Source organism: Pseudomonas cremoris, from assembly GCF_014230465.1.
The window spans coordinates 189,718-213,432 of the sequence record NZ_JAAXCY010000005.1 but is presented as its reverse complement, the minus strand read 5'-3'; the positions used below and the strand labels follow the sequence as shown (position 1 = coordinate 213,432).

The following is a 23,715-nucleotide window of genomic DNA, read 5'->3' as shown; positions in this document are numbered from 1 at the left end:
ACCGATATATGATCGACGTATGGCCACCTAACAATAAGAGCGCAACGAAATGAATCTGAGCAAGGTCGACCTCAACCTCTTTATCGTCTTCGACGCGATCTACACCGAAGCCAACCTGACCCGCGCCGGGCAGATTGTCGGCATCACTCAACCGGCGGTGTCCAACGCGCTGGCGCGTCTGCGCGAGACCTTCAACGATCCACTGTTCGTGCGCACCGCCCAAGGCATGGTGCCGACGCCCATGGCGCAGAACATCATCGGCCCAGTGCGCAACGCGCTGTCGTTGCTGAGGGTGTCGGTGCAGGAAAGCCGCATTTTCAACCCGCAGCAGGCGGCCAAGACCTATCGCATCAGCATGACCGACCTCACCGAAGCGGTGATTTTACCGCTGCTGTTCCAGCGCCTGCGCCGCCTCGCGCCAACGGTGGTGATCGAGAGTTTCCTGTCCAAACGCCGTGAAACCACCAAGGAACTCGCCGCCGGGCGCCTGGATTTTGCCGTGGATGCACCGCTCAACACCGACCCGCAGGTGCGCCACGTCAAACTGATGGAAGACCGTTACGTGTGCGCGATGCGCAAGGGCCATCCGCTGGCGGGCAAGGACAAGCTGACGCTGGATGATTACCTGGGTCTGACCCACATTCATATCTCCAGCCGCCGCAACGGCCTGGGGCATGTCGACCTGGCCTTGGGCAAGATGGGCCTGCAACGCAAGATCGCCCTGCGCTCCCAGCATTACCTGATGGCCTCGCAGGTACTGCAGCAGACCGACATGGTGATGACCGTGCCCGAACGTTTCGCGCGCCGCCACGAACTGCATTGGTTCAACCTGCCGGTGAACGACGTGCCGCCCGTGGAAACCCATTTGTACTGGCACGAAAGCACCGACCAGGACCCGGCGAACCGCTGGATGCGCGAGCAGATGATCGAGTTGTGCCAACAGGTCACAGCCCATGAAAAGAAGTTGGATGGCAAGCAGGCTTGACGTTAACGTCAACCTGCCTTTAGCTTAACGCCAAGACTTTCTTGAGCGCCGTCCATGAGCACCACCTACAGCATCTCCGACCTCGCCCGCGAGCTCGACATCACTACCCGCGCCATTCGCTTCTATGAAGAACAAGGCCTGCTGGCCCCGGAACGCCGGGGCCAGGAGCGCATCTACTCGGCGCGGGACAAGGTCAGCCTCAAGCTGATCCTGCGCGGTAAACGCATCGGTTTTTCCCTGGCCGAATGCCGCGAACTCATCGAACTCTACGACCCCACCAGCGGCAACCATGTGCAACTCAACAGCATGCTGGGCAAGATCGCCGAGCGTCGCGAGCAGTTGGAACAGCAACTGCTGGACATCGAACAGATGAAGCTGGAGTTGGACACCGCCGAAGAGCGCTGCACCCAGGCCCTCGCCCACACCATGAGCCAGGTTGGCCATTGATCAGAAGGTAACTGCCATGTCCCTCCCCTCTCATGTGCGCCTGGTGGAAGTTGGCCCGCGCGACGGTTTGCAGAATGAAGCCCAACCTATCAGCGTGGCAGACAAGGTCCGGTTGGTGGACGCGCTGAGTGCCGCAGGCTTGAGCTATATCGAAGTGGGCAGTTTTGTCTCGCCCAAATGGGTGCCGCAAATGGCCGGCTCTGCCGAGGTGTTTGCACAGATCCAGCGCAAGCCCGGGGTGACCTACGGCGCACTGGCACCGAACCTGCGTGGCTTTGAGGACGCATTGGCGGCCGGCGTCAAGGAAGTCGCGGTGTTTGCAGCGGCGTCCGAGGCGTTTTCGCAGCGCAACATCAATTGCTCCATCAGTGAAAGCCTGGAGCGCTTCGCACCGATCATGGCGGCGGCCAAGAGACATGGCATCAGTGTGCGTGGGTATGTGTCCTGCGTTTTGGGTTGCCCCTACGAAGGTGAGATCGCCCCGGAGCAAGTCGCGGCGGTCGCGCGGGAACTGTATGCCATGGGCTGCTACGAAGTGTCGCTGGGCGACACCATCGGCACCGGCACCGCAGGCGCCACGCGGCGGTTGTTCGAGGTGGTGGGCGCTCAAGTGCCAAGGGACAAACTGGCGGGGCATTTCCACGACACGTACGGCCAGGCCGTGGCGAATATCTACGCCAGCCTGCTGGAAGGGATCAACGTGTTCGACAGCTCTATCGCGGGCCTTGGCGGCTGCCCGTATGCCAAGGGTGCCAGCGGTAACGTCGCCACCGAAGATGTGCTGTACCTGCTCAATGGCTTGGGCATCGAGACCGGTATCGACCTGGAGGCATTGATTGGCGCGGGCCAGCAAATCAGCAGCGTGCTGGGCCGACCCAGCGGATCACGCGTGACCAAGGCGCGTAACGCCAGTTGAGTCGCTTAGCCGTGACAATGTGTTACCGCTCGCCTACCTATCGAGTAACACGGGAACATATTTTGTCGCATTTGCCGTAGGGCATTTCCTTCACAAAATCCAACTCATTGATTTTAAAGGAATTAAAAAAGTTGGCACGGCTTCTGCTATCTCTATGGCATAACAAGAATAAAAAGCGCCAAACCTAATAAAAATAAGACGAAACGACTCTGACATAACAAAAACAACACGGCAGAGACGCAGCTAACAGATTTTTTTGGAGAAGATGTGCTTCGCAGGGAACGGCAATGCCGAAACCCGCAACCGGTTAGAGAAAAATAAAACTACCTCAGGTAGCTACCCACTGGTTGGATCGGTAACGAAGAAGCAGATCAGCGCTCAAAAAAATACGTTTGCTCTTGATCCCGGATGGGGGTCGCCAAAAACAGCGGTAAAGGGTAACGGTTGCCAAAAACAACAATAGACCGCCCCTCAATAATAAAAAAAGAGCACGCAACGACAAATTAAAGGGGACCTTTGGGTCCCCTTTGTGCTTTCTGGTGTTTGATAGTTCCCTGTCGAATTTTGATCAACATGTGGGAGCGGGCCTGCTCGCTCCCACATTGGATCTGTAGCGTCAGGTAGATCGGGTTCGCAGCTCCTCGATCGAAATCTCGCGCATGCGAAATTTTTGGATCTTGCCCGTCACCGTCATCGGAAACTCATCCACAAACTTGAAATGCTTGGGCGTCTTGAAGTGTGCGATCCGCCCCTTGCACCACGTTTGCAACTCAAGCTCATTGGCCACGTGACCGGGATGGAACTTGACCCAGGCGACGATGGCTTCGCCGTAGCGCTCATCGGGAATGCCGATAACCTGCACATCCGCCACCGCCGGATGAGTGAAGAAAAACTCCTCCAGCTCACGCGGGTACACGTTTTCGCCACCGCGAATGATCATGTCCTTGTTGCGTCCGGCGATGCACACGTAACCGTGTTCATCCATGCTCGCCAGGTCGCCGGTGTGCATCCAGCCGGCGTCGTCGATGGCTTCGTGGGTGGCGTCTGGGTTGTTCCAGTAGCCGAGCATCACGCTGTAGCCACGGGTACACAATTCGCCGATTTCGCCACGTGCGACGGTGTTGCCGGCAGGGTCGATGATCTTGTTTTCCAGCTGTGGCTGAGTGCGCCCTACTGTGGTGACACGGCGTTCCAGGTCGTCGTTGGCGCCGGTCTGCAAGGACACCGGGCTGGTTTCTGTCATGCCGTAGGCTATTTGCACCTCATTCATGTGCATCTCGCTGATCACCCGGCGCATCACTTCGATGGGGCATGTAGCACCGGCCATGATGCCGGTGCGCAGAGTTGACAGGTCAAAGTCGCCAAGCTGCGGATGATCGAGCATGGCGATGAACATGGTTGGCACGCCGTACAGGCCGGTGGCGCGTTCTTCGCCGACGGCAGTGAGCGTCAGCAGCGGGTCGAAGCCGTCATTCGGATAAATCATCGTGGTGCCGTGGGTGATGCAGCCCAGGTTGCCCATCACCATGCCGAAGCAGTGGTACAGCGGCACCGGAATCACCAAGCGGTCCTGCGCGGTCAGGCCGAGGCTTTCGCCGACCATGTAGCCGTTATTGAGGATGTTGTGGTGACTGAGGGTGGCCCCCTTGGGGAAACCGGTGGTGCCGGAGGTGTATTGGATGTTCACGGGCTGGTCGAAGTGCAGGCTGGCTTGGCGCGTCTGTAACTGTTCGGGCGGAACGCCAGCGCCGAGGGCCGCCAGTTGCGACCAGGGCATGAACTCCGGCGGCGGGCTTTGGTCCAGGCTGATCATGCCGCGCAGGTCCGGCTTCAACTCCAGCAGCATAGCGTGGTAATCGGAGCTCTTGAACGCGCCGGCACAGACCAGCCACTGGCAACCGGACTGCTTGAGCACGTACTCCAACTCACTGCTGCGATACGCCGGGTTGATGTTGACCAGGATCACCCCGAGCTTGGCGCTGGCGATCTGGCTGATGCACCACTCGGCACAGTTGGGCGCCCAGATCCCCAGGCGGTCGCCGGTTTGCATGCCCAGTGCAATAAAGGCACGTGCGTGCAATTCAACCGCCTCGGCCAGTTGCCGCCAGGTATAGCGGCGCTGCTGATGACGCACCACCAAGGCCTCGCCATCAGGGTAGTGCGCGGCGGTTCTATCGAAGGCTTGGCCAATGGTCATGGCCAGCAAGGTCTTGTCCTGAGAGCCCCGGCTGTAGCTCTGGTTCGGTTGTTCCATAACGACCCCTATTGTATTTGTTGTAGGTGGATAGCGCTTGGTTGACGTAAACGTAAACTACGATTGACAGGCTTGCAACGCAAGGCTTACGTTAACGTAAAGGTGAGCGCCCTCCCCGACCGCCCGCCACACAAAAACAACGTTCAATTTAAGGTGCCTGTCATGAGTTACCCGTCCCTGAACTTCGCCCTCGGCGAAACCATCGACATGCTGCGCGATCAAGTGCAGTCCTTCGTGGCCAAGGAACTGGCACCCCGTGCGGCACAGATCGACAGTGACAACCTGTTCCCCGTCGATATGTGGCGCAAGTTCGGTGACATGGGCCTGCTGGGCATCACCGTGCCAGAGGAATACGGCGGCGCCGGCCTGGGCTACCTGGCGCACGTGGTCGCCATCGAAGAGATCAGCCGCGGCTCGGCTTCGGTGGGCTTGTCCTACGGCGCCCACTCCAACCTGTGCGTCAACCAGATCAACCGCAACGGCACGCACGCCCAGAAGCTCAAGTACCTGCCCAAACTGATCAGCGGCGAACACATCGGCGCGCTGGCCATGAGCGAGCCAAACGCCGGTTCCGACGTGGTCTCGATGAAGTTGCGTGCGGATAAACGCGGCGACCACTACGTGCTCAACGGCAGCAAGACCTGGATCACCAACGGCCCCGACGCCAACACTTACGTGATCTACGCCAAGACCGACCTGGAAAAGGGCCCACACGGCATCACCGCCTTCATCGTCGAGCGCGACTGGAAAGGCTTCAGCCGTGGCAGCAAGTTCGACAAGCTGGGCATGCGCGGCTCCAACACCTGCGAGCTGTTTTTCGATGACGTGCAAGTGCCCGAGGAAAACATCCTCGGTAGCCTCAACGGCGGCGTGAAAGTGCTGATGAGCGGCCTGGACTACGAGCGTGTGGTGCTGGCCGGTGGCCCGATCGGCATCATGCAATCGTGCATGGACCTGATCGTGCCGTACATCCACGACCGCAAGCAGTTCGGCCAGAGCATCGGCGAGTTCCAACTGATCCAAGGCAAGGTCGCCGACATGTACACCCAGCTCAACGCCTGCCGCGCCTACCTGTACGCAGTGGCCCAAGCCTGCGAGCGCGGCGAGACCACGCGCAAGGACGCCGCCGGGGTGATTCTGTTCAGTTCCGAGCGCGCCACACAGATGGCCCTTGATGCGATCCAGATCCTCGGCGGCAACGGCTACATCAATGAATTCCCTGCCGGACGCCTGCTGCGCGACGCCAAGCTGTACGAAATTGGCGCAGGCACCAGTGAGATTCGTCGGATGTTGATCGGTCGCGAACTCTTCAACGAAACCCGCTGAAGGAGCGCGCCATGGCCACCTTGCACACCCAACTCAACCCGCGTTCGGCGGAGTTCGCCATCAATAGCGCGTCGATGCGCCAACAGGTCGACGCCCTGCACTCCCTGCTAGCCCATGTGCAGCAAGGCGGCGGCGCGAAAGCGCAGGAGCGGCACACCTCGCGCGGCAAACTGCTGCCGCGCGAGCGCATCAATCGCCTGCTCGACCCGGGCTCGCCGTTTCTGGAGCTCAGCCAATTGGCCGCCCATCAGGTGTACGGAGAAGACGTGCCCGCCGCTGGCGTGATTGCCGGGATCGGCCGGGTGGAAGGCGTCGAATGCATGATCGTCGCCAATGACGCCACGGTAAAAGGCGGCTCCTACTACCCGCTCACGGTGAAAAAACACCTGCGCGCCCAGACCATCGCCGAGCAAAACCGCCTGCCGTGCATCTATTTGGTGGACTCCGGCGGCGCCAACCTGCCGCGTCAGGACGAGGTGTTCCCCGACCGCGAGCACTTTGGGCGCATCTTCTTCAACCAGGCCAACATGAGCGCCCAAGGCATCCCGCAGATCGCCGTGGTGATGGGCTCGTGCACCGCCGGTGGCGCCTATGTGCCGGCCATGGCGGATGAAGCGATCATGGTGCGTCAGCAAGCCACCATCTTCCTCGCCGGGCCGCCGTTGGTGAAAGCCGCGACCGGTGAAGTGGTCAGCGCCGAAGACCTGGGCGGTGCCGACGTGCACTGTAAAATTTCCGGCGTGGCCGACCATTACGCCGACAGCGATGAACACGCGCTGGCGCTGGCCCGGCGCAGCGTGGCCAACCTCAATTGGCGCAAACAAGGCGAACTGCTGCAACGCACGCCAATGGCGCCGCTGTACAGCGGCGAAGAGTTGTACGGCGTGATACCCGCCGATGCCAAGCAGCCCTTTGATGTGCGCGAAGTGATCGCACGGTTGGTGGACGGTTCGGTGTTCGATGAGTTCAAGGCGCTGTTTGGCACGACGCTGGTATGCGGCTTTGCACACGTGCATGGCTACCCGATTGCGATCCTGGCCAACAACGGGATTCTGTTTGCCGAAGCCGCGCAAAAAGGCGCGCACTTTATCGAGCTGGCCTGCCAGCGCGGAATTCCCTTGCTGTTCTTGCAGAACATCACCGGCTTTATGGTCGGCCAGAAATACGAAGCCGGCGGTATCGCCAAACACGGCGCCAAGCTGGTGACCGCCGTGGCCTGCGCCAAGGTGCCGAAGTTCACGGTGATCATCGGCGGCAGCTTTGGTGCCGGTAACTATGGGATGTGTGGTCGCGCCTATGACCCGCGTTTCTTGTGGATGTGGCCGAATGCACGCATTGGCGTGATGGGTGCCGAACAGGCCGCCGGCGTGCTGGTGCAGGTCAAGCGCGAGCAGGCCGAACGCGCAGGCCTGGGGTTCAGTGCCGAAGAAGAAGCCGCAATCAAGCAGCCGATCCTCGATCAATACGAAACCCAGGGCCACCCTTATTACTCCAGCGCGCGCCTGTGGGATGACGGTGTCATCGACCCGCTACAGACCCGCGACGTGTTGGCGCTGGCGCTCTCTGCCGCGTTGAATGCCCCCATCGAGCCGAGCCGCTTCGGCGTATTCCGCATGTAAATGGAGCTGTATCCCATGAGCGATTTCAACACTCTCGAACTGATCACCGACAGCCGTGGCTTTGCCACGCTGTGGCTCAGTCGTGAAGCCAAGAACAACGCGTTCAATGCCCAGATGATCCGCGAACTGATCATCGCCCTCGACCACGTGCAGGGCGATCCCTCCTTGCGCTTTTTGGTGCTGCGCGGGCGCGGCAAGCATTTCAGCGCGGGTGCCGACCTGGCCTGGATGCAGCAATCGGCCGAGTTGGATTACCACACCAACCTGGACGACGCCCGTGAGCTGGCAGAACTGATGTACAACCTGGCCAAGCTGAAAATCCCAACCCTGGCGGTGGTGCAAGGCGCAGCCTACGGCGGCGCGCTGGGCCTGATCAGTTGCTGCGATATGGCGATTGGCGCCGATGATGCGCAGTTCTGCCTGTCGGAAGTGCGCATCGGCCTCGCCCCTGCGGTGATCAGCCCATTTGTCGTGCAGGCCATCGGCGAACGGGCGGCGCGACGTTACGCACTGACCGCCGAACGCTTTGGCGGGCAGCGAGCGCGGGAAATCGGCTTGCTGGCGGAAAGCTACCCAAGCGCTGAATTGGCCCTGCACGTGGAGCAGTGGATCGCCAATCTGCTGCAGAACAGCCCGGCGGCGATGCGCGCCAGCAAGGACCTGCTGCGTGAAGTCGGCAACGGCGCCCTTACCCCGGCCCTGCGCCGCTATTGCGAAAATGCCATCGCGCGTATCCGCGTCAGCGCCGAGGGCCAGGAAGGCCTGCGCGCGTTCCTGCAAAAACGTGCGCCGAACTGGCAAGCACAGGAGCCGCGCTCATGAGCACACTGACCACCGTGCTGGTGGCCAATCGCGGCGAGATTGCCTGCCGGGTGATGCGCACCGCCAAGGCCATGGGCTTGACTACCGTGGCGGTGCACAGCGCCATCGACCGAGATGCCCGACACAGCCGTGAAGCCGATATCCGTGTGGACCTGGGCGGCAGCAAGGCCACCGACAGCTACCTGCAGATCGACAAATTGATCGCCGCGGCCCACGCCAGCAGCGCTCAGGCGATTCATCCAGGCTATGGCTTTTTGTCGGAAAACGCAGGTTTTGCCCGTGCAATTGAAGCCGCAGGGCTGATCTTCCTCGGCCCGCCGGCCTCGGCCATTGACGCCATGGGCAGCAAGTCTGCGGCCAAGGCCCTGATGGAAACGGCTGGCGTGCCATTGGTGCCGGGTTATCACGGTGAAGCCCAGGACCTGGAAACCTTCCGTTCCGCGTGCGAGCGCATCGGTTACCCGGTGTTGCTGAAAGCCACGGCCGGCGGCGGTGGCAAGGGTATGAAGGTGGTCGAAGACGTCAGCCAGCTTGCCGAAGCCCTGGCCTCCGCCCAGCGTGAGGCGCTGTCGTCGTTCGGCAATGGGCAGATGCTGGTGGAGAAATACTTGCTCAAGCCGCGCCACGTGGAAATCCAGGTGTTCGCCGACCAGCACGGGCACTGCCTGTACCTCAATGAGCGTGACTGCTCGATCCAGCGTCGCCATCAAAAAGTCGTCGAGGAAGCACCGGCTCCTGGCCTGAGCATTGAGCAACGCAAAGCCATGGGCGAAGCCGCCGTACGTGCGGCCCAGGCCATCGGCTACGTGGGCGCGGGCACCGTGGAGTTCTTGCTGGATGCGCGCGGCGAATTCTTTTTCATGGAGATGAACACTCGCCTGCAGGTGGAACACCCGGTGACGGAAGCGATTACCGGCCTGGACCTGGTGGCCTGGCAGATTCGTGTGGCCCAGGGTGAGGCATTGCCGATCACTCAAGAGCAGGTGCCGCTGATTGGGCATGCGATCGAAGTACGCTTGTATGCCGAAGACCCGGCCAATGATTTTCTACCGGCCACCGGCAATTTGACGCTGTATCGCGAGTCCGCACCCGGCCCTGGACGCCGCGTGGACAGCGGCGTGGAACAAGGGGATAGCGTGTCCCCCTTCTACGACCCGATGCTTGGCAAACTGATTGCGTGGGGCGAGGACCGTGAACAAGCAAGGTTGCGGTTGTTGAGCATGCTCGATGAATTCGCCGTCGGCGGGCTCAAGACCAACCTGGGCTTTTTGCGCCGGATCATCGGCCACCCGGCCTTTGCGGCAGCTGAGCTGGATACCGGTTTTATTCCGCGTTATCAGGATGAGTTGCTGCCCGAGCCCGGAGCGTTGAGTGAGGCGTTCTGGCAGGCTGCCGGTTCGGCCTTCATACAGAGCTTGCCGGCGGGTGATGGGCCTTGGGCTGACACACGTGGGTTCCGCACGGGCTTACCCGTCGAAGTGTCCCTGCATCTGAGCTGTAATGGGCAGGATCGGCTGGTCACGCTGACTGGAAAGTCTCGTCTGCACGGTGAGCAGTTGCTGATTGAGGATCAGGGCGTGCGTCGCGCCCATCTGGCCGTTCGCAACGAAGCAACCGTGTATCTGCGGTGGGATGGCGAGATGCACGCGGTAAGCCTGTTCGACCCGATTGCAGCGGTGGAAGCCAACCAGACCCACCAGGGCGGCCTGACGGCGCCAATGAACGGCAGCATCGTACGTGTGTTGGTGGCGGTGGGCCAATCGGTTGAAGCTGGCGCACAGTTGGTGGTGCTTGAGGCGATGAAGATGGAACACAGTATCCGCGCACCCCAGGCTGGGGTGGTCAAGGCGCTGTTCTGCCAGGAGGGTGAAATGGTTGCCGAAGGCAGCGCACTGGTGGAAATCGAGACGGCGGATTAAAACTTGGCTGTCGCCTGCACCACGACGCCAAGGACGCGGCAGTCGTCGGTGAACAGGACTTTGGGATACGTCGGATTGAGCGGCACCAGGTAAAGCTGGCCGCTCTCTTCGCGTAACTGGCGAAAGGTCGCCTGAGCGCTATCGGCCCATTGGGCGACTACCAGTTTTCCGGGTTCGGCGGTAATCGCCGGGTCCACCAGAATCATCATGCCTGCACTGATGCTCAAGCCGCTGGGCGCGGTCATGGCGTCGCCCGTGACGGGTAACCAGTAGGCTTCGCCCGCGGCGTGGTAATCCGTCAGTTCGAAGCGTGGCGCGCTATATGTCGCACGGTCTTCACGGACTTCGCACAGGCCTTTCCATTCGTTGACCGGGTAGCGGAAATACGGGTTGTAGTGTTTTTGCGGTGACCGGGGTTCATCGTCGCTGCGTTCGCGAATCTCCAGCACCACTTCCAGATCACCGAGCCCCAACTCGCGGAGCAGGCGATTCATGTCTTCCAGGCTCGGTACCCGTCGCTTGTTGAGCCAGTGGCCCACACCGCCCTGGGTCATGCCCAAGCGTTCAGCCAGCTCGCCCTGAGTGACCTTACGGTCTTTCATGTTGGCCTTGACCAACGCTATCCAGTTATCCATGGAGCGTGACCATACGCGAGGTATTTTGCAGGGCAATAAACAGTTTGTAGTAATCCATAAAACGACATAAATACGATACGTACTATTATCGGGCATGAGGTTTTCAACACCCACCCGGAGCACCGCCCGCTATGACGACAAGCCCCAGCCACCTGACAGAACCACCTGGACACGATGAACTGCACGACATGCGCAGCAGCGGCGCAGCCCAACGTGCGCTGGACTATTACCTGAAGGAAGAACTGTCGGCGCAACACCCGGACGGGGCGTTGTTTGCAATAAAACCCGGCATCAGCCAGGAAGAAGCCCTGGTACATGCCTCTGACCTGCTACGCAGCGCCGCCGCTACCGCTTATGAATCAGCGAGTAGCCATCAGGGCAACCAACGTGACCTGGCGTTTTCCGTGGTGTATTTGATTGATATGGCGAAGGCGATGGTGGAGCGGTCGTTGCAGGCGCCAGAGGCTCAAGCGAACGCATAACAGACGCGAAGCAAAAATATTTCTATCTCGCGGATAAAAACATTTGACTTGCAAATGATAATGATTATTATTGGACCTAGCTGATCGCGAGATCAGTCGATAGACCAAGGGACCTTAGGTCGGACTCTTGGAATATCTCCTCATCAGGCTAATCACGGTTTTTGACCCGGCTCTTTGGCCGGGTCTTTTTTTTGCCAGTTTCCCTGGCGTGGCTTCAGGCTAATGAAGACTGTGTGTTGCTCGATGGCGCGCATGGTAGCAAAAGACCATCGCCAAAAGAAAGCCGAACCAGCGCTCTAGACCGGATCTTTGCGAATTAGCGCTTGAGAATCAATCTCATAGACTCTAAGCTGCTGCGGCGTCAAGGACGACGCCCCCTCCTCCCTGCAACAATTTTGCGTCAAGATTTTGCCCCGCGCCTGTGTAAGATATCTGCTACAACACTCATATTCAGGCAACCAGACTATGACCGTGGCCTTGACGTCCATCAGGATCAGCACCGACTTCGACAGTGGCAATATCCAGGTACTGGATGCCCATGACGCCTATCAGTTACTGCTGGCAATCAAACCCGACACACGCAGCCAACATTTCCAATGGTTCCACTTCAAGGCCGAAGGCATGCACGTGGGCCACACCCACACGTTTCGCCTGAGTAATGCAGGCAAGTCCTCTTACCCACACGCATGGAGTGACTACAACGCCGTAGCGTCCTATGACCATATCAACTGGTTTCGGGTGCCTTCGCGCTTTGATGGGGAAATCCTGCATATCAGCCTCCAGACGCGTCAAAAGTACGCCTGGTTTGCCTATTTCGAACCCTATAGCCGTGAGCGACACGACTGGCTGATCGACCAGGCGCTGAACCGCGCAGGTACAAAACTGCTGGCGACCGGGAAAAGTGCCGAAGGCCGTGATATCCAGTTGCTGCGTCGTGGCAAGGGCGGCGAAGGCCGACGAAAGATCTGGATCATCGCCCAGCAGCATCCCGGCGAGCACATGGCTGAATGGTTTATGGAAGGCATCATCGAACGCCTGCAGCAAGACGGCGACACCGAGATGAAAAAGCTGTTGAAAGTTGCCGATCTTTACCTGGTGCCCAACATGAACCCGGACGGCGCTTTCCACGGCCATCTGCGCACCAACGCCATGGGCCAGGACCTCAATCGTGCCTGGCAGAGCGCTAGCCAGGAGATCAGCCCCGAAGTGCTGTTCGTCCAGCAGCAAATGGAACACTACGGCGTGGACCTGTTCCTCGATATCCACGGCGATGAGGAAATCCCCTACGTCTTCACCGCCGGTTGTGAAGGTAACCCCGGCTACTCGCCGCGCATCGAAAAGCTGGAGAAACATTTTCGCAGCCACTTGAGCTCACTGACCCGCGACTTCCAGACCACCCACGGCTACACCCGCGACCTGCCGGGCGAAGCCAACATGACGCTGGCCTGTAACGCCGTGGGTGAGCAATACGACTGCCTGTCGCTGACCCTGGAAATGCCCTTCAAAGACAACAACGACGCCCCCAACGCGCACACCGGTTGGTCGGGCAAACGCTCGATGCAACTGGGCAAGGACGTGTTGAGCAGCATCGCCGATATCGTCAACGTCCTGCGCTAGGGTTTGGTGCCGGTCATGCTCTGCAGCACACCATCGCGGCGGATCAACCCATGGAACAGCGCCGCCGCAAGGTGCAACAGTACCGTCAGAAACAACAGGTAGGCGAGATACCCATGGGCCTTGCGCAACACCGCAAACAACGGCGCGTTGGCCCCCACCAGCGCCGGCAACTGCAGCGAACTGCTGAGCATCACCGGGTCCCCCGCGGCTGAAATCATTGCCCAGCCCAGCAACGGCAACACCAGCATCAAGCCGTACAACACCAGATGGGACGCCTTGGCCGCCAGCGCTTGCCACAACGGCACGTCAGCGGGCAACGGCGGTTGCTGCGTGGAAAAGCGCACCACCAGCCGCACGATCACCAACGCCAAAATCGCAATCCCCAGTGGTTTGTGCAGGTGGATCAACCACTCATGCCGTTCCGAAACCGATGCCGCCAGGCCGGCACCGATGAACAGCATGGCGATGATCATCAGCGCCATCAACCAGTGCAGCAGGCGCGCCAACGGAGCAAAAAACCGTGGTTGAGCATTCATGGCTTCGACTCCTGGGGGGCGCTGTGCAACGCGCTGACTTCACCGGCGCGGCGTAGGTACGAACTGGCATACGCCGCCGAGCGGGCGGCCAGCAATGGGTCATTGGAGGCTTCGATGCCACTGGGCAAAATCAGCGGGTCGAAATTGATGTCGCGGCAATCACCGTCAGCTTGTGGCTGGCTGCTTTGCAGCACCAGGGTGCCGGCGTTCAGCACCTTGTGCTCGCCGGTCCAGGTCTTGCTCGCATCGTCCAACGGGTCACCTGGGTTGGCCAAGGTCATAGTCAATTGCCAGCGCAAAGACCCAGCAGCCAGACGTTGCCCCAAGTCTTTTTCGAGGAAGTCGCCACCGGCCGGCGCGCTATCACCCACGGCATCCTGACTCTGTGGTACCACGCCCCACCGCACGGCCTGGCGCTTGCCGTCGGCGCTCACCAGGAAAAACGCGTTGATGCCGTTATAGGTTTCGGTTGCGTAGCTCGCCGACGGCTTGGCGGTCTTGACCCACGCCAGGAACGGCGCCGTCTCGGGATGGGCGGCAAAAAACGCTGGCATCGCTGCAGGGTTCGGCTTGCCCGTGGCCGGATCGGGCGCGCCAGCCTTGAGCATCTGATAAAACGCCTCGGGCGTGCCGACCGGGAACACCGGCATGCTGTTCATCCCCGTACGCCACTGCTGGCCGTTGGCCTGGCTGAACTGCACGGCAAAGCTGCGGATGGGCACACTGCTGTCCGGCGCATAGGGGTTGCCGCTGGGCAATGCAAACCGCCCAATCACCGGGGTCTTGGCGTCGCTGAACACCTGGGCACTGGAGTAGGCTCGCGCCTCGGCACTGCTTTCAAAGTATCCGGCTACACAGACGCCCTTGGCATGGTTACGACGGAAGCCCGGGTGCACGCCATTGTTGGTTTCCAGTGCATTGACCAGGGTTTTCGGGCGCAGGCGTTGTGGGTCGAGGGTGCCATTGACGTAGGCAAACGCCCCCGCCACAACCGCAACCACGCCACCAATCGCCGCGAGTCGCGCGATCAGGCTCGCTTTACTCAACGGGGGACGGGGCGGTGATGAGTGATCTACCATGAAGGAACTCCAGGGCCAAAGGCCTTAGGGGGTGAAACATAAGGTCGGAGCATTAGGACGAACGCCAATCCGCTCTATTCCCAGGCCCTGGATTTATTTTTCGCAGCCTGGAATAACCGTCGAAGCCGGACGTCTCCCTAGTCCCAGCGTAGTGACCAACCAGACTCCCATGCATGAACTCGACGAACAGTTACGTGAACTCATCCCCAGGCTGCGACGCTTTGCCGTGTCCCTGACCCGTCACGCCAGCAGCGCCGACGACTTGGTGCAATCGACCCTGGAACGGGCAATCACCCGTTGGGCCGACAAACGCCTGGAAGGTGATCTGCGCGCGTGGCTGTTCTCGATCCTCTACCGGCAGTTCCTCGACGCCCACCGCCGTACGCGGCGCTATGCCCGCATGCTGGAATTCTTTACTGGCCGCGATGACGCGCAGCCGTCGGTGGAACGCACGGTCATCGCCCAGTCGACCCTGCAAGCCTTCGATCAACTCACCACCGAGCAACGCGCGCTGTTGCTGTGGGTATCGGTCGAGGGCTTGAGCTACAAAGAAGTCGCCGAGATCCTCGATGTGCCGATCGGCACCGTGATGTCGCGCCTGTCGCGGGCACGCCAAGCCCTGCGTTTACTCAGTGATGGCGAAATTGCCAGCCCTTCCCTGCGGATACTCAAATGATCAGCCTGCCCCCCAGCGAACGCGATTTGCATGCCTACGTCGATCACCAACTGCTGGAGAGCGACCGCCGTGTGCTTGAAACCTACTTGGCAGCCCACCCCGACGTGGCCGCCCAGGTCCATGCGTGGCAGCAGGACGCGCACTTGCTGCGTGCCGCGTTGGGCGGTGCCCTGCAACAGCCCGCCAACCCGGACCTGGACCCGGCATTGATACGTCAGCGCATCAAGCACCAATCACGCAGGCATTTGGCCACGGCGTCGCTGCTACTGATTGCCGTCAGCCTCGGCGGCCTGGGGGGTTGGCACGCCCGCGAAGCCACGCAGCCGCCGCTGCTGCCAATGGCCGATGCGATGCAGGCTTACCGGCTGTTTGCCCAGGACGGCATCATGCCCGCCGATTACCAGGCCCAGGGTAGCGGCAATATGCAGGCTTGGCTCGACCGCTACTTCAACCAGGCCCACCGCCTGCCGGACCTGAGCGCGGCGGGGTTTACGCCGGTCAGTGGGCGTTTGCTCACCACCGACCAAGGCGCAGCGGCGATGGTGCTGTATGAGGACCAGCAAGGTCGGCGTATCAGCTTCTACATCCGCCCGCCGGGTCCGGATAATGGTTTCCTGCCTCGAGGCAGCCGTAGCGCCGATGGCTTGCAGGCCGAGTATTGGTCCGGCGCCGGCTACAACTATGCGATGGTCCGCCCGGCGGATCAGCCGTCGCCGCTGCAGACGTTCTAGAACCCGACGTCCAGAATCACGTTATCCAGATAGGTACCACCCGGAGGCGTGGCCTGGTCGGTGTAGATCTTGGCGTTGTAGTTGAAGATCTGGCTGCCGGTGCCCAGGCCATTACCGGGGTTGACGTCGGCCGTGCCACTGGCCCGTCGCGCCGCGCCCACACTGCCCCAGCGGGTGGTGCTGGCACTCACAAAAATGTCGTAGGCCAACAGGTTGGTACCGGAAATCATCTGCCGTCGCCCTCCCACGCTGACCGGATGCTGGCCATCACTGAGCCCGACGGTATAGGCACTGCCCTTTGTGCAGTTGACGCTGGCCTGACCGGTCACGGTGGAAAAACCACTGACCACCGGCGCGCTGCCGAAGCTGATGGGAGGCGTGGTGATCTGACAGTCGTTGGTCACCAGCATGCTGACGGTCAACGTGGCCGTATTGGTACCAGTGTCGCGGCCCAGGCAGACGCCGATCAGGTTAATGCCCGAGCAATAGTTCCAGCTCCAGAGAATGCTCAGGGTTTCGCTGTACAAGCCCGCTGCCACGTTGCTACCCGTGAGGCTGCCCAGGTACAGCGGCAGGGTCTTTGTGCCGGGGCCAAACACCAGCCCATAAGACTGAGCGATACCACCACTGCCGCCAAAGTCGAACGCGGTACCGCGTGTCATCGGATAGGTCGTGGTGTTGTTGGCATAGAGGGTATAGCGGATCACGTCGCCCGTCGGCCCAAGCATTCCGCCCTGGGTCGACCCCGTGACAGTAGCGATGAAGTGGTCGCCACTCCCCAGCACCGACAGCAACAGTGGTGCGCAGCTCAAGCCGGCGTTGGGGGTGGAACTGGGCTGCACCGTGGTGAGCACCGACATCGAACTCACCGAGCCAAAACTGGCCGGTGAGGTAGCAACCACACTGCATGCGGCGTGTACCTGCCCCGCCATCCCCAAGCTCGCCAACAGACCCCACAGCCGTCCCTTGCCCCGCACACGCACACTCCTTAACTCATTGACACACCAGCGGACCAACCAGAGGCACCTGCTCCTGGGAAGTGTCCAGATCAAAGGTTGCCTGGCAGCTCTGCCCACTGCCGAGAGTGACCTGCAGGGTGTTATGCACCGCCAGGTTTTCCAGGTAGACCAAACCGTCCCAGCCGACCACCGCCACCCCACCGCTTTGTTCGTGGCGTACCTGGCTGCCCAGGGGCAAGTCCTGATGCTGGGAATCCACCAATGTGATACTGGCCGCCACCACCCGGCGCACCGGAAATTCCAGCAAATAGCCACTGCCCCGACGTACCGCCACCCGCTGCTCAACGTTGGCGACTTGCACGTTGGTGGGCAGGTTCAACGGGTCGATCTCATATTTGGCGCGGTAATAGGCGCTGCTCCACGGCACCAGTAAATGCCCGTTGCGGTCCGTTTCGCCGACCACCTGGTTCTCGTAGCGCACGGGCACCCCGGCAAAACCGTCGGTACTCACCACGACAAAGGCATCGTTGACCTGGTTGGCGGTAAAGAACTGCTTGTCCATCCACACCAGCGAGCCGGCGGCATCGGCCCAACGGGTTTGCGCATCGCGGGTGCCATACACACCGGCCTGCAACTGCACCGACTGCAAGCGCCAAGTCAGGTCAGCCTGGCGGTAGGTCGGGGCGTCGCCACTGGCATAGCCCAGGTTGAAACCTACACCGCCCGCCGCCGGGACCGCGCGGCTGTAATTGACCCGCTGTTGCACCTGGCCGGTATTGCTGCGCTCGCTGCCCATGCTAAGGCTGCCGTAGACATCGAACGGAATGATCAATTGCCCCTGCACCGCCCAGTTGCTGTCACCCATCTCACGGTTGGCCGAGAGATAAAAGCTGGTGTTGCGCCACAGCGATTTGCTCCACGTCAGGTTAAGCAGGCGAGTGCGCGAATCATCCGCCGCCTGCACATCGAAATAGCCCGCGCCCAGGCTGCCGAAGTCGTTGAGGTTCAGGCTCAGCGTCACCTGTTCGCTGCGCTTGCTGAGGCTGGCGTAAGGGGTGTCGATCAGGGTGAGATCGGCGTATTGGTCACGGCGCTCAATCCGCTGATAGGACAGGCTGTAGCGCTGGCTGCTGTACTGATACCCCAGGCTCAGTTGCTGCCCCGAACCGCCATCGAACTGGCTTTGACTCACTGCCGTATTCAATACGCCAAAATTGCCCAATCGCAGGTTGCCACCCACACCGCCGAGGGTCAGGTCATTCGACGCTTCGGCATGCCCTTCCACGGTCAACGCATCCGATAGCCCGTATCGAAAAGTGCCGCTGGTCACTCCCGGCCCGTAGCCAAAATCGCGCACGGTGTAGTCACGACGCAAATTACCGGCGGACACCGAAAAATCCGTCAGGCCCTTTTGCAGCAACGTGCTGGTGACATAGAACGGCACCGTGGTCGAGACCTGCCGCCCAAGTGCATCAGTCGTCACCACCACCGCTTCGCCAGCACCGTTGATAAACGGTACGTTGGTGAGGGTGTAGGGCCCGGGCTGCAGGTCGGCGCTGCTGGATTTGTAGCCGTTGATAAACAGGTCGACCGACGACGGCACTGCGGCTTCCCCGGCGAACTGCGGCAAGGGGTATGTCACCAAATCCGGACGCACACCAAAATCGCGGGACACCTGCACCCCACCCAGGCGCACCGAACTGCTCCAGGGCAACGCGCCGCTGATCACATCGCCCGCTTCGTAGGTCAGCAGGCGCTCATCGTCAGAGAAACGCCAAGTGGTGTCGTAGCGTCGGTAGCCATTGTTGAGGGTGCTGCCTTCGGTTTCACGGCCAATGGTGGTGCGGTATTGGCCGGTATTGGACAGCGTGCCCCAGATATCGAACAGGCGTACTTCGTTGAAGATGCCAAGGTAGGTGCCACTGTCGTCGGTGTCGTTGAGGTAGGCATCGTAGTTGAGCAGCGCGCCAAAACTGGTCAGCGCTTGGCCCCGCGGGTAGTTATTGCGATTGCCGATAAACTGCTCCGGTAACCACGCGGGTGGCACCGTGAGCACCAGGCGCTGGGCCTGGGTGTCGTAGTCGCTGTGCAGGCCCGGCAACTTGTCCAGGTCGACCTCGACGGGCAGGTCTCCCGGCAGTTTCATCCCGATCTCCTGCAACACGCTCGCCGGCAGAAACAAGCTCCCCGCTCGTTGACTGACGGCAACCACCCGTCCGGTATCTCGCTGGTTGACCACCAGTTCCAGGAACAATTGAGCATCGGCTACAGCCTCCATACTGCTGGGAGGGGGCGGCAACGGCGCAGCCATGCCCAGCGGTGCAAACACCAGACCAGACACGCTTCCCGCGACCCACACCGACCGCCATAGACAACGAGCCCGATCCAGGCTCACCAAGGCTTTGTGTCCATCAATGGACATCTCCATCCGCTAAAACCAAGGGCTATTCCCTGCCCTGTTGCACGCCTCTATCGGCCCGGTGCAATACTCTCCAGTTGTGTTGCGCCATTGATCCGCACCTGCAAGGGCTGGTCCGCGGGCAAACCGTCCGGTACTTGCCAGCGCATGGTCGCGCCCGGCAGCACATAGCCCATCAGGCCGTCCACCAGCGGGCGTGATTGGCCGCCCTGCTTGAAGCTGGCATCGGTCAGGCGGGCATGCACTGCGCCCTGGTTACGCATCTCCACATAATTGTGGCCAGCAACGCTGACTTTCTTCCAGCTCAGGTCTGGTTTGCCGGCGGTCTTGGGGTCACGGTCACGGGTGCCGTCGACCTTGCTCCAAAGGCCTGGACCATACGCGAACAACGGCACCGAATAGCGCATCTGAAAACGCACCGCTGCGGCGGTCTTGCCATCTGCCGGAGCCGCCACGGGCACTGCCGATGGGATCTCATCGATGATGATGCGGTACGCCAACTCCTGGCCTGGCGGCACCTCCTTCGTGCGGGTCAGGCGTACCAACTGCTTCTGTCCCGGTTCGATCTTCGCCACCGGCGGGCTGCCGATCACATCACGTTGGCTCTGGTATTGCTCATCGAAGCCGTTCTGGCTCCAGGCAAACACGCGAATCTGCAGGTTGGCGGTCTCGGTACCACGGTTCTCCAGCCACAACGCGCTGGCCTGTTGATCGGCCTCCAACACCGGATCAATCGGCCAGATCAACACAGAGCTGGCCGCCTGCGCCTGCCCCACCGCCAAGCCCAGCAAACCGAAACAACCCGCTACCCACCACCGCCGGGAAGCTGAAAACATAGACCCCACTCCTTATGCCAATCGCCTTACCACGTCAGCTGCACCTGCAGCGTGTCGCTGTACGTCCCCCCAGGCGTGTTGCCCGGTAACTGCACCCGGCCGTAAATCGGCAAGGTAATGTTGTTGGCGTTGCTGTAGACCACGCTGACGCTTTGGCTGATGCCAAGGCTTTGGCTGAACGCCGCATCGCGAAACAGCTCATAGGCCACCTTGGCCGTGCCGCTATTGAGCTGCATGCGCCGACCGCCGCTGTTATACAAACCGCCATCGACCGTCATGCTCAACGCGACCCCTGGCGTGCATTGCAGAACCACCGAACTGGTCAGTGCCACCGACGCAGTACTGGTCGCCAGTGCCGAATAGCTGCCAAAGGCCAGGCTTCCGTAATTGGTGCCGCCGCTGGCTACCAGGCAGCCCGGTGTAATCGTCGCGCTGACCTGGAACGATTGGCTGGTCACAGCCAGCAGCGACACCGGCATCCCCCAGCCGATGCACACCGCCAGCGCCGCCCAACGCACACGGTTCATGCTCGTTAGAACGTCAGCGTCACGTTTACCGTGTCGGTATAAGTACCGGCCGGCAGCCCCGCCTTACCGTTGGCCTTGCCATAGATATTCACTGCCTGGGCCACGCCCGTGCTGGGCGCGAGGTTGATCACCCCGCCGATCGCCAACAGGTTCGAATGGCCACTGTCGGTATAGAGGTCGTAAGGGACGTAGTTGGCCACGCCGTCGTACAACGCACGCCCCCCACCGACGGATTTACCGTCGTTGGCACCGGCCGATACCGTCAGCGTCGGCGATGTTCCCGCCGAGCAAAGAATGGACAATGCACCGCCGCCGCCCCCCAGCACCTGGCCATCGGCTTCGGTGAACAGGCTATTGGCAGTGCCGAAGTTCAACGCACCGAAGCTCATCCCACCAGTCGCCGCCGCGCCGTTAACCTGGCAACTACTGGTCAGTATCAGCGTCGCAGTCACTGTGCCGGCCACCGTGGCCGCCTGTGATCCTGACACCCACGCCAGTGCCAGTAATGGAAAAACTGCCTTGGATACAAGTGCATGCATGATATTCATCCTCATGGTTTACCAATCCAGAGTCACCGTCAGGGTGTCTGTGTAGATTCCGGCCGGTAAGGCCCTGGTATTCGCCACCACCGAGCCAAATACCGGGATCGGTACTTGGGCGCCCTTGGTCACGACGAAATTGCGTTGCTGGCCGATGCTATAGGTGCTGCGACCCAGCGGGTCAGCCGACAAACGATAGGGAATAGTCTGGCGACCGTTGCTCAGGCGCCGCGTGGTGCCGTCGCCGTTTACGCCACCATCGATGGTCACGGTGAAACTGCTGACCAGCGAGGGGTTGCAGGACACGGCCAAAGGCGCCTTATCACTGTCGGTGACGCCACTGGTGAGGCGGTTGTCCCAGGTGGGTCCATGACTGCCGAAATCGAGCAAGGCCGAGCCACTGTCCGGGGTCACCGGGGCGCTCTCGACGCCTTTACTCACCTCGCAACTGGCAGTAATCACCAACCGTGCGTGGATCTGCCCAGCGACGGCCGCCGCCTGCGCATCATCCGCCAGCAGAAGCAGGCCACCCATGGCCACCAGGGCCAGACAACGGCTCACCATGTGACCGTGACCTTGAGCAGGTCGGAATAACGACCGACGGCGGGAATGTCCTTGAGCGGTTCGATGCGGCCGTAGAGAGGCAAGTCGACGCTACCGGAATCCGGTACACGACCGCTGAGCGGCACATCCACCGGCAACGGGATACGCCGCGCAGCATCGGCGTAGATACGATAAGGAATGGGTTTTCTCGAAGGAACGGCGGCGCTCAGGTAACGCACTTCACCAGTGCCACCATGCAGTCCGCCGTCGACACGCATCTGGTAAGGCGTGTCGGGGTTGCACTCCAGGCGTGGCTGGCGCTGGCTGATCAAGGCCGCACTCAGGGGCCCGGCCGGGTCATCCAGACGCGGGCCGCTGCCGAAATCCAATACGCCAAGTTGCTCGATACCCGCCTCGCGGGTCATGCCCACCAACTGGCAGCCCCGCTGCACGTCAATACGCACCTCAACCTGCAGTTGTGCGCCGTAAGCCGTGTTGCAGAGCATCGCGCTCATGACTATCCCTACTGCTCGTCCCTTCACAGCCCCAAATCCTTGTACAGGGGTGACTACGTTGTAAGAGGTTAGTCAGTCAGCGGGAATCTGCCAGTGTTCGGGGAAATGCACCGACGGCATGCCGTTTCGAGATAGCTGGGCGCGCCCTTCTCTATTGGTCAAATCGCGATGAGCGCCCTAAAGTGAGCGACCACTGAAATGCAGAGTGATTTGCCTTGGCCGCGCGTTCCCTGATCCGTCGATTGTTCGCAAAAAAAACCGACACACTCGACGCCTCGCCCATTCCAGCTTTTTTTCAGAAAAAAGCCGCGCAGCAGGGCTATACCCTCAGCGCCGGCCAGACCTCGGCTATCAATGCCCTGGCCCGCGAAACCCAGCGCCTGCTCGCCGGCCAGCCCGCGCGCAGCCTGTATCTGCACGGGCCAGTGGGACGTGGCAAAAGCTGGCTGCTGGATGGTTTTTTCCAGGCGTTGCCTCTGCCGGAAAAACAGCGCGTGCACTTCCACGATTTTTTCGCCCGACTGCACCAAGGCATGTTCCGCCATCGCCAACAATCCGACGCCCTTGCCGTGACCCTGGATGAGCTGCTGGCAGGTTGCCGGGTGCTGTGTTTTGACGAGTTCCACGTCCATGACATCGGCGATGCGATGCTCATTACACGCCTGTTCAAGGCGCTGTTCGAACGCGGCGTACTGGTACTGGTGACCTCCAACTACCCACCCGAAGGGCTGCTGCCCAATCCCCTGTACCACGAACGTTTCAAGCCGGTGATCGACCTGATTGCTGCGCGCATGGACGTGCTGGAGGTCAGCTCGCCGCAAGACTTTCGCAGCCTGCCCCAGGCCCAGAGCACGCAACGTTTCACCACTGGCAAATACGTGTGGCCGGGCACCGCCAACCAGCGTGAAGTACTTGGCCTCCCTGCTGCCGATTGCCCGGCGCAGCCGCTGGCGGTCGGCAACCGCCAATTACGCTGCCGCCGCGAGCAAGGGCGCTCCATCGCCTTCACCTTCAACGATCTGTGCGAGCAACTCACGGCGGTGATGGACTATCTGCTGTTGTGCCAAGACTTCGACCACTGGATCATCGACGGCCTGCCCCACCTGGCGGAGTGCCCGATTGCCGTGCAGCAACGCTTTATCAACCTGGTGGACGTGCTCTACGACAAGGACAAGCACCTGATCCTGATCGGCGAGCAGCCGCTTGAACACGCGTTGCATGGCCAAGCCATCGACCTTGCCCGCACCGCCAGCCGCCTGGGTCAATTACAACAAGCCAACCCGCAGGCCGCCCCGGTATCATGAGCGCCATTCACGCCCCATTGCCCTGAGAT

General features: G+C 60.9%; 23 protein-coding genes. 12 read left to right on the top strand and 11 right to left on the bottom strand.

Annotated features, from left to right (window positions below):
* Positions 1 to 49 precede the first annotated feature (49 nt).
* From HF257_RS14055 to HF257_RS14045, 3 genes are read left to right on the top strand one after another with little or no spacing between them, the layout of a single operon-like run.
* Positions 50 to 985, top strand: a complete 936-nt coding sequence (locus tag HF257_RS14055) for a LysR family transcriptional regulator (protein WP_016974062.1) — start codon at positions 50 to 52, stop codon at positions 983 to 985.
* A gap of 54 nt (positions 986 to 1,039) precedes the next feature.
* Positions 1,040 to 1,432: a MerR family transcriptional regulator gene (locus HF257_RS14050; protein ID WP_185706479.1), complete on the top strand. Its 393-nt coding sequence runs from the start codon at positions 1,040 to 1,042 to the stop codon at positions 1,430 to 1,432.
* A 16-nt stretch (positions 1,433 to 1,448) separates the two neighbouring features.
* Entirely contained in the window at positions 1,449 to 2,348 is a 900-nt protein-coding gene (locus HF257_RS14045; RefSeq protein WP_185706477.1) for a hydroxymethylglutaryl-CoA lyase, read from the top strand.
* A gap of 616 nt (positions 2,349 to 2,964) precedes the next feature.
* Here HF257_RS14045 and HF257_RS14040 read toward each other — a convergent pair.
* On the bottom strand, positions 2,965 to 4,602 hold the full coding sequence (locus HF257_RS14040; RefSeq protein WP_185706475.1) for an AMP-binding protein: 1,638 nt from the start codon (positions 4,600 to 4,602) through the stop codon (positions 2,965 to 2,967).
* A gap of 162 nt (positions 4,603 to 4,764) precedes the next feature.
* Here HF257_RS14040 and HF257_RS14035 point away from each other — a divergent pair, with 162 nt between their 5' ends.
* The 4 genes from HF257_RS14035 to HF257_RS14020 are packed head-to-tail and all read left to right on the top strand — an operon-like array spanning position 4,765 to position 10,288.
* On the top strand, positions 4,765 to 5,928 hold the full coding sequence (locus HF257_RS14035) for an isovaleryl-CoA dehydrogenase (protein ID WP_185706473.1): 1,164 nt from the start codon (positions 4,765 to 4,767) through the stop codon (positions 5,926 to 5,928).
* Between the two features lie 11 nt (positions 5,929 to 5,939).
* Entirely contained in the window at positions 5,940 to 7,547 is a 1,608-nt protein-coding gene (locus HF257_RS14030; RefSeq protein WP_185706471.1) for a carboxyl transferase domain-containing protein, read from the top strand.
* 15 nt (positions 7,548 to 7,562) lie between these two features.
* Complete coding sequence (locus HF257_RS14025; protein WP_185706469.1) at positions 7,563 to 8,369, top strand: gamma-carboxygeranoyl-CoA hydratase; 807 nt, start codon at positions 7,563 to 7,565, stop codon at positions 8,367 to 8,369.
* Positions 8,366 to 10,288 carry an acetyl/propionyl/methylcrotonyl-CoA carboxylase subunit alpha gene (locus HF257_RS14020; protein ID WP_185706467.1) on the top strand — a complete coding sequence of 641 codons (1,923 nt, stop codon included), beginning with the start codon at positions 8,366 to 8,368 and terminating at the stop codon, positions 10,286 to 10,288. Before HF257_RS14025 ends, HF257_RS14020 begins: the two co-directional genes overlap by 4 nt.
* On the opposite strand, the gene HF257_RS14015 is transcribed toward HF257_RS14020, so the two are convergent.
* Complete coding sequence (locus HF257_RS14015) at positions 10,285 to 10,923, bottom strand: LexA family protein (RefSeq protein ID WP_185706465.1); 639 nt, start codon at positions 10,921 to 10,923, stop codon at positions 10,285 to 10,287. The genes HF257_RS14020 and HF257_RS14015 overlap by 4 nt on opposite strands.
* Before the next feature lie 131 nt (positions 10,924 to 11,054).
* Between HF257_RS14015 and HF257_RS14010 the strand changes: the two genes are divergently transcribed.
* Complete coding sequence (locus HF257_RS14010; protein ID WP_185706463.1) at positions 11,055 to 11,405, top strand: DUF6124 family protein; 351 nt, start codon at positions 11,055 to 11,057, stop codon at positions 11,403 to 11,405.
* Positions 11,406 to 11,870: 465 nt separating this feature from the next.
* Positions 11,871 to 13,022, top strand: coding sequence for a M14 family metallopeptidase (locus HF257_RS14005; RefSeq protein ID WP_185706461.1), 1,152 nt, complete (start codon positions 11,871 to 11,873; stop codon positions 13,020 to 13,022).
* On the opposite strand, the gene HF257_RS14000 is transcribed toward HF257_RS14005, so the two are convergent.
* Together HF257_RS14000 and HF257_RS13995 are read right to left on the bottom strand one after the other, a co-directional pair.
* Positions 13,019 to 13,558, bottom strand: a complete 540-nt coding sequence (locus HF257_RS14000; RefSeq protein ID WP_185706459.1) for a cytochrome b — start codon at positions 13,556 to 13,558, stop codon at positions 13,019 to 13,021. The genes HF257_RS14005 and HF257_RS14000 overlap by 4 nt on opposite strands.
* Positions 13,555 to 14,637: a catalase family peroxidase gene (locus HF257_RS13995; RefSeq protein ID WP_185706457.1), complete on the bottom strand. Its 1,083-nt coding sequence runs from the start codon at positions 14,635 to 14,637 to the stop codon at positions 13,555 to 13,557. The genes HF257_RS14000 and HF257_RS13995 overlap by 4 nt, the downstream gene beginning before the upstream one ends.
* A gap of 169 nt (positions 14,638 to 14,806) precedes the next feature.
* On the opposite strand from HF257_RS13995, the gene HF257_RS13990 reads away from it, so the two are divergent.
* Together HF257_RS13990 and HF257_RS13985 are read left to right on the top strand one after the other, a co-directional pair.
* Positions 14,807 to 15,313, top strand: coding sequence for an RNA polymerase sigma factor (locus tag HF257_RS13990; protein WP_185706455.1), 507 nt, complete (start codon positions 14,807 to 14,809; stop codon positions 15,311 to 15,313).
* Positions 15,310 to 16,044 carry an anti-sigma factor family protein gene (locus HF257_RS13985; protein WP_185706453.1) on the top strand — a complete coding sequence of 245 codons (735 nt, stop codon included), beginning with the start codon at positions 15,310 to 15,312 and terminating at the stop codon, positions 16,042 to 16,044. Before HF257_RS13990 ends, HF257_RS13985 begins: the two co-directional genes overlap by 4 nt.
* Here the strand turns inward: HF257_RS13985 and HF257_RS13980 are convergent.
* The 7 genes from HF257_RS13980 to HF257_RS13950 all read right to left on the bottom strand — a co-directional run bounded on the left by HF257_RS13980 (position 16,041) and on the right by HF257_RS13950 (position 22,382).
* Complete coding sequence (locus HF257_RS13980; protein ID WP_185707170.1) at positions 16,041 to 16,976, bottom strand: Csu type fimbrial protein; 936 nt, start codon at positions 16,974 to 16,976, stop codon at positions 16,041 to 16,043. The two genes, HF257_RS13985 and HF257_RS13980, sit on opposite strands and share 4 nt — an antisense overlap.
* Positions 16,977 to 17,037: 61 nt before the next feature.
* Positions 17,038 to 19,431 (bottom strand): fimbria/pilus outer membrane usher protein, encoded by a 2,394-nt coding sequence (locus tag HF257_RS13975; RefSeq protein WP_185706451.1) that lies wholly within the window; start codon positions 19,429 to 19,431, stop codon positions 17,038 to 17,040.
* Positions 19,432 to 19,472: 41 nt separating this feature from the next.
* Positions 19,473 to 20,258, bottom strand: a complete 786-nt coding sequence (locus HF257_RS13970; RefSeq protein ID WP_185706449.1) for a fimbrial biogenesis chaperone — start codon at positions 20,256 to 20,258, stop codon at positions 19,473 to 19,475.
* A gap of 26 nt (positions 20,259 to 20,284) precedes the next feature.
* Positions 20,285 to 20,785: a Csu type fimbrial protein gene (locus HF257_RS13965; protein WP_185706447.1), complete on the bottom strand. Its 501-nt coding sequence runs from the start codon at positions 20,783 to 20,785 to the stop codon at positions 20,285 to 20,287.
* A gap of 5 nt (positions 20,786 to 20,790) precedes the next feature.
* The gene (locus HF257_RS13960) at positions 20,791 to 21,324 is read right to left on the bottom strand and encodes a Csu type fimbrial protein (protein ID WP_185706446.1); all 534 of its coding nucleotides are present in this window, start codon (positions 21,322 to 21,324) and stop codon (positions 20,791 to 20,793) included.
* Positions 21,325 to 21,342: 18 nt separating this feature from the next.
* On the bottom strand, positions 21,343 to 21,888 hold the full coding sequence (locus HF257_RS13955) for a spore coat protein U domain-containing protein (RefSeq protein WP_185706444.1): 546 nt from the start codon (positions 21,886 to 21,888) through the stop codon (positions 21,343 to 21,345).
* Complete coding sequence (locus HF257_RS13950; protein WP_456300216.1) at positions 21,882 to 22,382, bottom strand: Csu type fimbrial protein; 501 nt, start codon at positions 22,380 to 22,382, stop codon at positions 21,882 to 21,884. Before HF257_RS13950 ends, HF257_RS13955 begins: the two co-directional genes overlap by 7 nt.
* A gap of 215 nt (positions 22,383 to 22,597) precedes the next feature.
* On the opposite strand from HF257_RS13950, the gene zapE reads away from it, so the two are divergent.
* Positions 22,598 to 23,686 (top strand): cell division protein ZapE, encoded by a 1,089-nt coding sequence (gene zapE, locus HF257_RS13945; RefSeq protein WP_185706442.1) that lies wholly within the window; start codon positions 22,598 to 22,600, stop codon positions 23,684 to 23,686.
* The last annotated feature ends 29 nt before the right edge of the window (positions 23,687 to 23,715 follow it).

Excerpts from the sequence above, each read along its gene's own strand:
- HF257_RS14055 (WP_016974062.1), top strand. The coding sequence starts at position 50 with ATGAATCTGAGCAAGGTCGACCTCAACCTCTTTATCGTCTTCGACGCG.
- HF257_RS14050 (WP_185706479.1), top strand. The coding sequence starts at position 1,040 with ATGAGCACCACCTACAGCATCTCCGACCTCGCCCGCGAGCTCGACATC.
- HF257_RS14045 (WP_185706477.1), top strand. The coding sequence starts at position 1,449 with ATGTCCCTCCCCTCTCATGTGCGCCTGGTGGAAGTTGGCCCGCGCGAC.
- HF257_RS14040 (WP_185706475.1), bottom strand. The coding sequence starts at position 4,602 with ATGGAACAACCGAACCAGAGCTACAGCCGGGGCTCTCAGGACAAGACC.
- HF257_RS14035 (WP_185706473.1), top strand. The coding sequence starts at position 4,765 with ATGAGTTACCCGTCCCTGAACTTCGCCCTCGGCGAAACCATCGACATG.
- HF257_RS14030 (WP_185706471.1), top strand. The coding sequence starts at position 5,940 with ATGGCCACCTTGCACACCCAACTCAACCCGCGTTCGGCGGAGTTCGCC.
- HF257_RS14025 (WP_185706469.1), top strand. The coding sequence starts at position 7,563 with ATGAGCGATTTCAACACTCTCGAACTGATCACCGACAGCCGTGGCTTT.
- HF257_RS14020 (WP_185706467.1), top strand. The coding sequence starts at position 8,366 with ATGAGCACACTGACCACCGTGCTGGTGGCCAATCGCGGCGAGATTGCC.
- HF257_RS14015 (WP_185706465.1), bottom strand. The coding sequence starts at position 10,923 with ATGGATAACTGGATAGCGTTGGTCAAGGCCAACATGAAAGACCGTAAG.
- HF257_RS14010 (WP_185706463.1), top strand. The coding sequence starts at position 11,055 with ATGACGACAAGCCCCAGCCACCTGACAGAACCACCTGGACACGATGAA.
- HF257_RS14005 (WP_185706461.1), top strand. The coding sequence starts at position 11,871 with ATGACCGTGGCCTTGACGTCCATCAGGATCAGCACCGACTTCGACAGT.
- HF257_RS14000 (WP_185706459.1), bottom strand. The coding sequence starts at position 13,558 with ATGAATGCTCAACCACGGTTTTTTGCTCCGTTGGCGCGCCTGCTGCAC.
- HF257_RS13995 (WP_185706457.1), bottom strand. The coding sequence starts at position 14,637 with ATGGTAGATCACTCATCACCGCCCCGTCCCCCGTTGAGTAAAGCGAGC.
- HF257_RS13990 (WP_185706455.1), top strand. The coding sequence starts at position 14,807 with ATGCATGAACTCGACGAACAGTTACGTGAACTCATCCCCAGGCTGCGA.
- HF257_RS13985 (WP_185706453.1), top strand. The coding sequence starts at position 15,310 with ATGATCAGCCTGCCCCCCAGCGAACGCGATTTGCATGCCTACGTCGAT.
- HF257_RS13980 (WP_185707170.1), bottom strand. The coding sequence starts at position 16,976 with ATGGCGGGGCAGGTACACGCCGCATGCAGTGTGGTTGCTACCTCACCG.
- HF257_RS13975 (WP_185706451.1), bottom strand. The coding sequence starts at position 19,431 with ATGGAGATGTCCATTGATGGACACAAAGCCTTGGTGAGCCTGGATCGG.
- HF257_RS13970 (WP_185706449.1), bottom strand. The coding sequence starts at position 20,258 with ATGTTTTCAGCTTCCCGGCGGTGGTGGGTAGCGGGTTGTTTCGGTTTG.
- HF257_RS13965 (WP_185706447.1), bottom strand. The coding sequence starts at position 20,785 with ATGAACCGTGTGCGTTGGGCGGCGCTGGCGGTGTGCATCGGCTGGGGG.
- HF257_RS13960 (WP_185706446.1), bottom strand. The coding sequence starts at position 21,324 with ATGCATGCACTTGTATCCAAGGCAGTTTTTCCATTACTGGCACTGGCG.
- HF257_RS13955 (WP_185706444.1), bottom strand. The coding sequence starts at position 21,888 with ATGGTGAGCCGTTGTCTGGCCCTGGTGGCCATGGGTGGCCTGCTTCTG.
- HF257_RS13950 (WP_456300216.1), bottom strand. The coding sequence starts at position 22,382 with ATGAGCGCGATGCTCTGCAACACGGCTTACGGCGCACAACTGCAGGTT.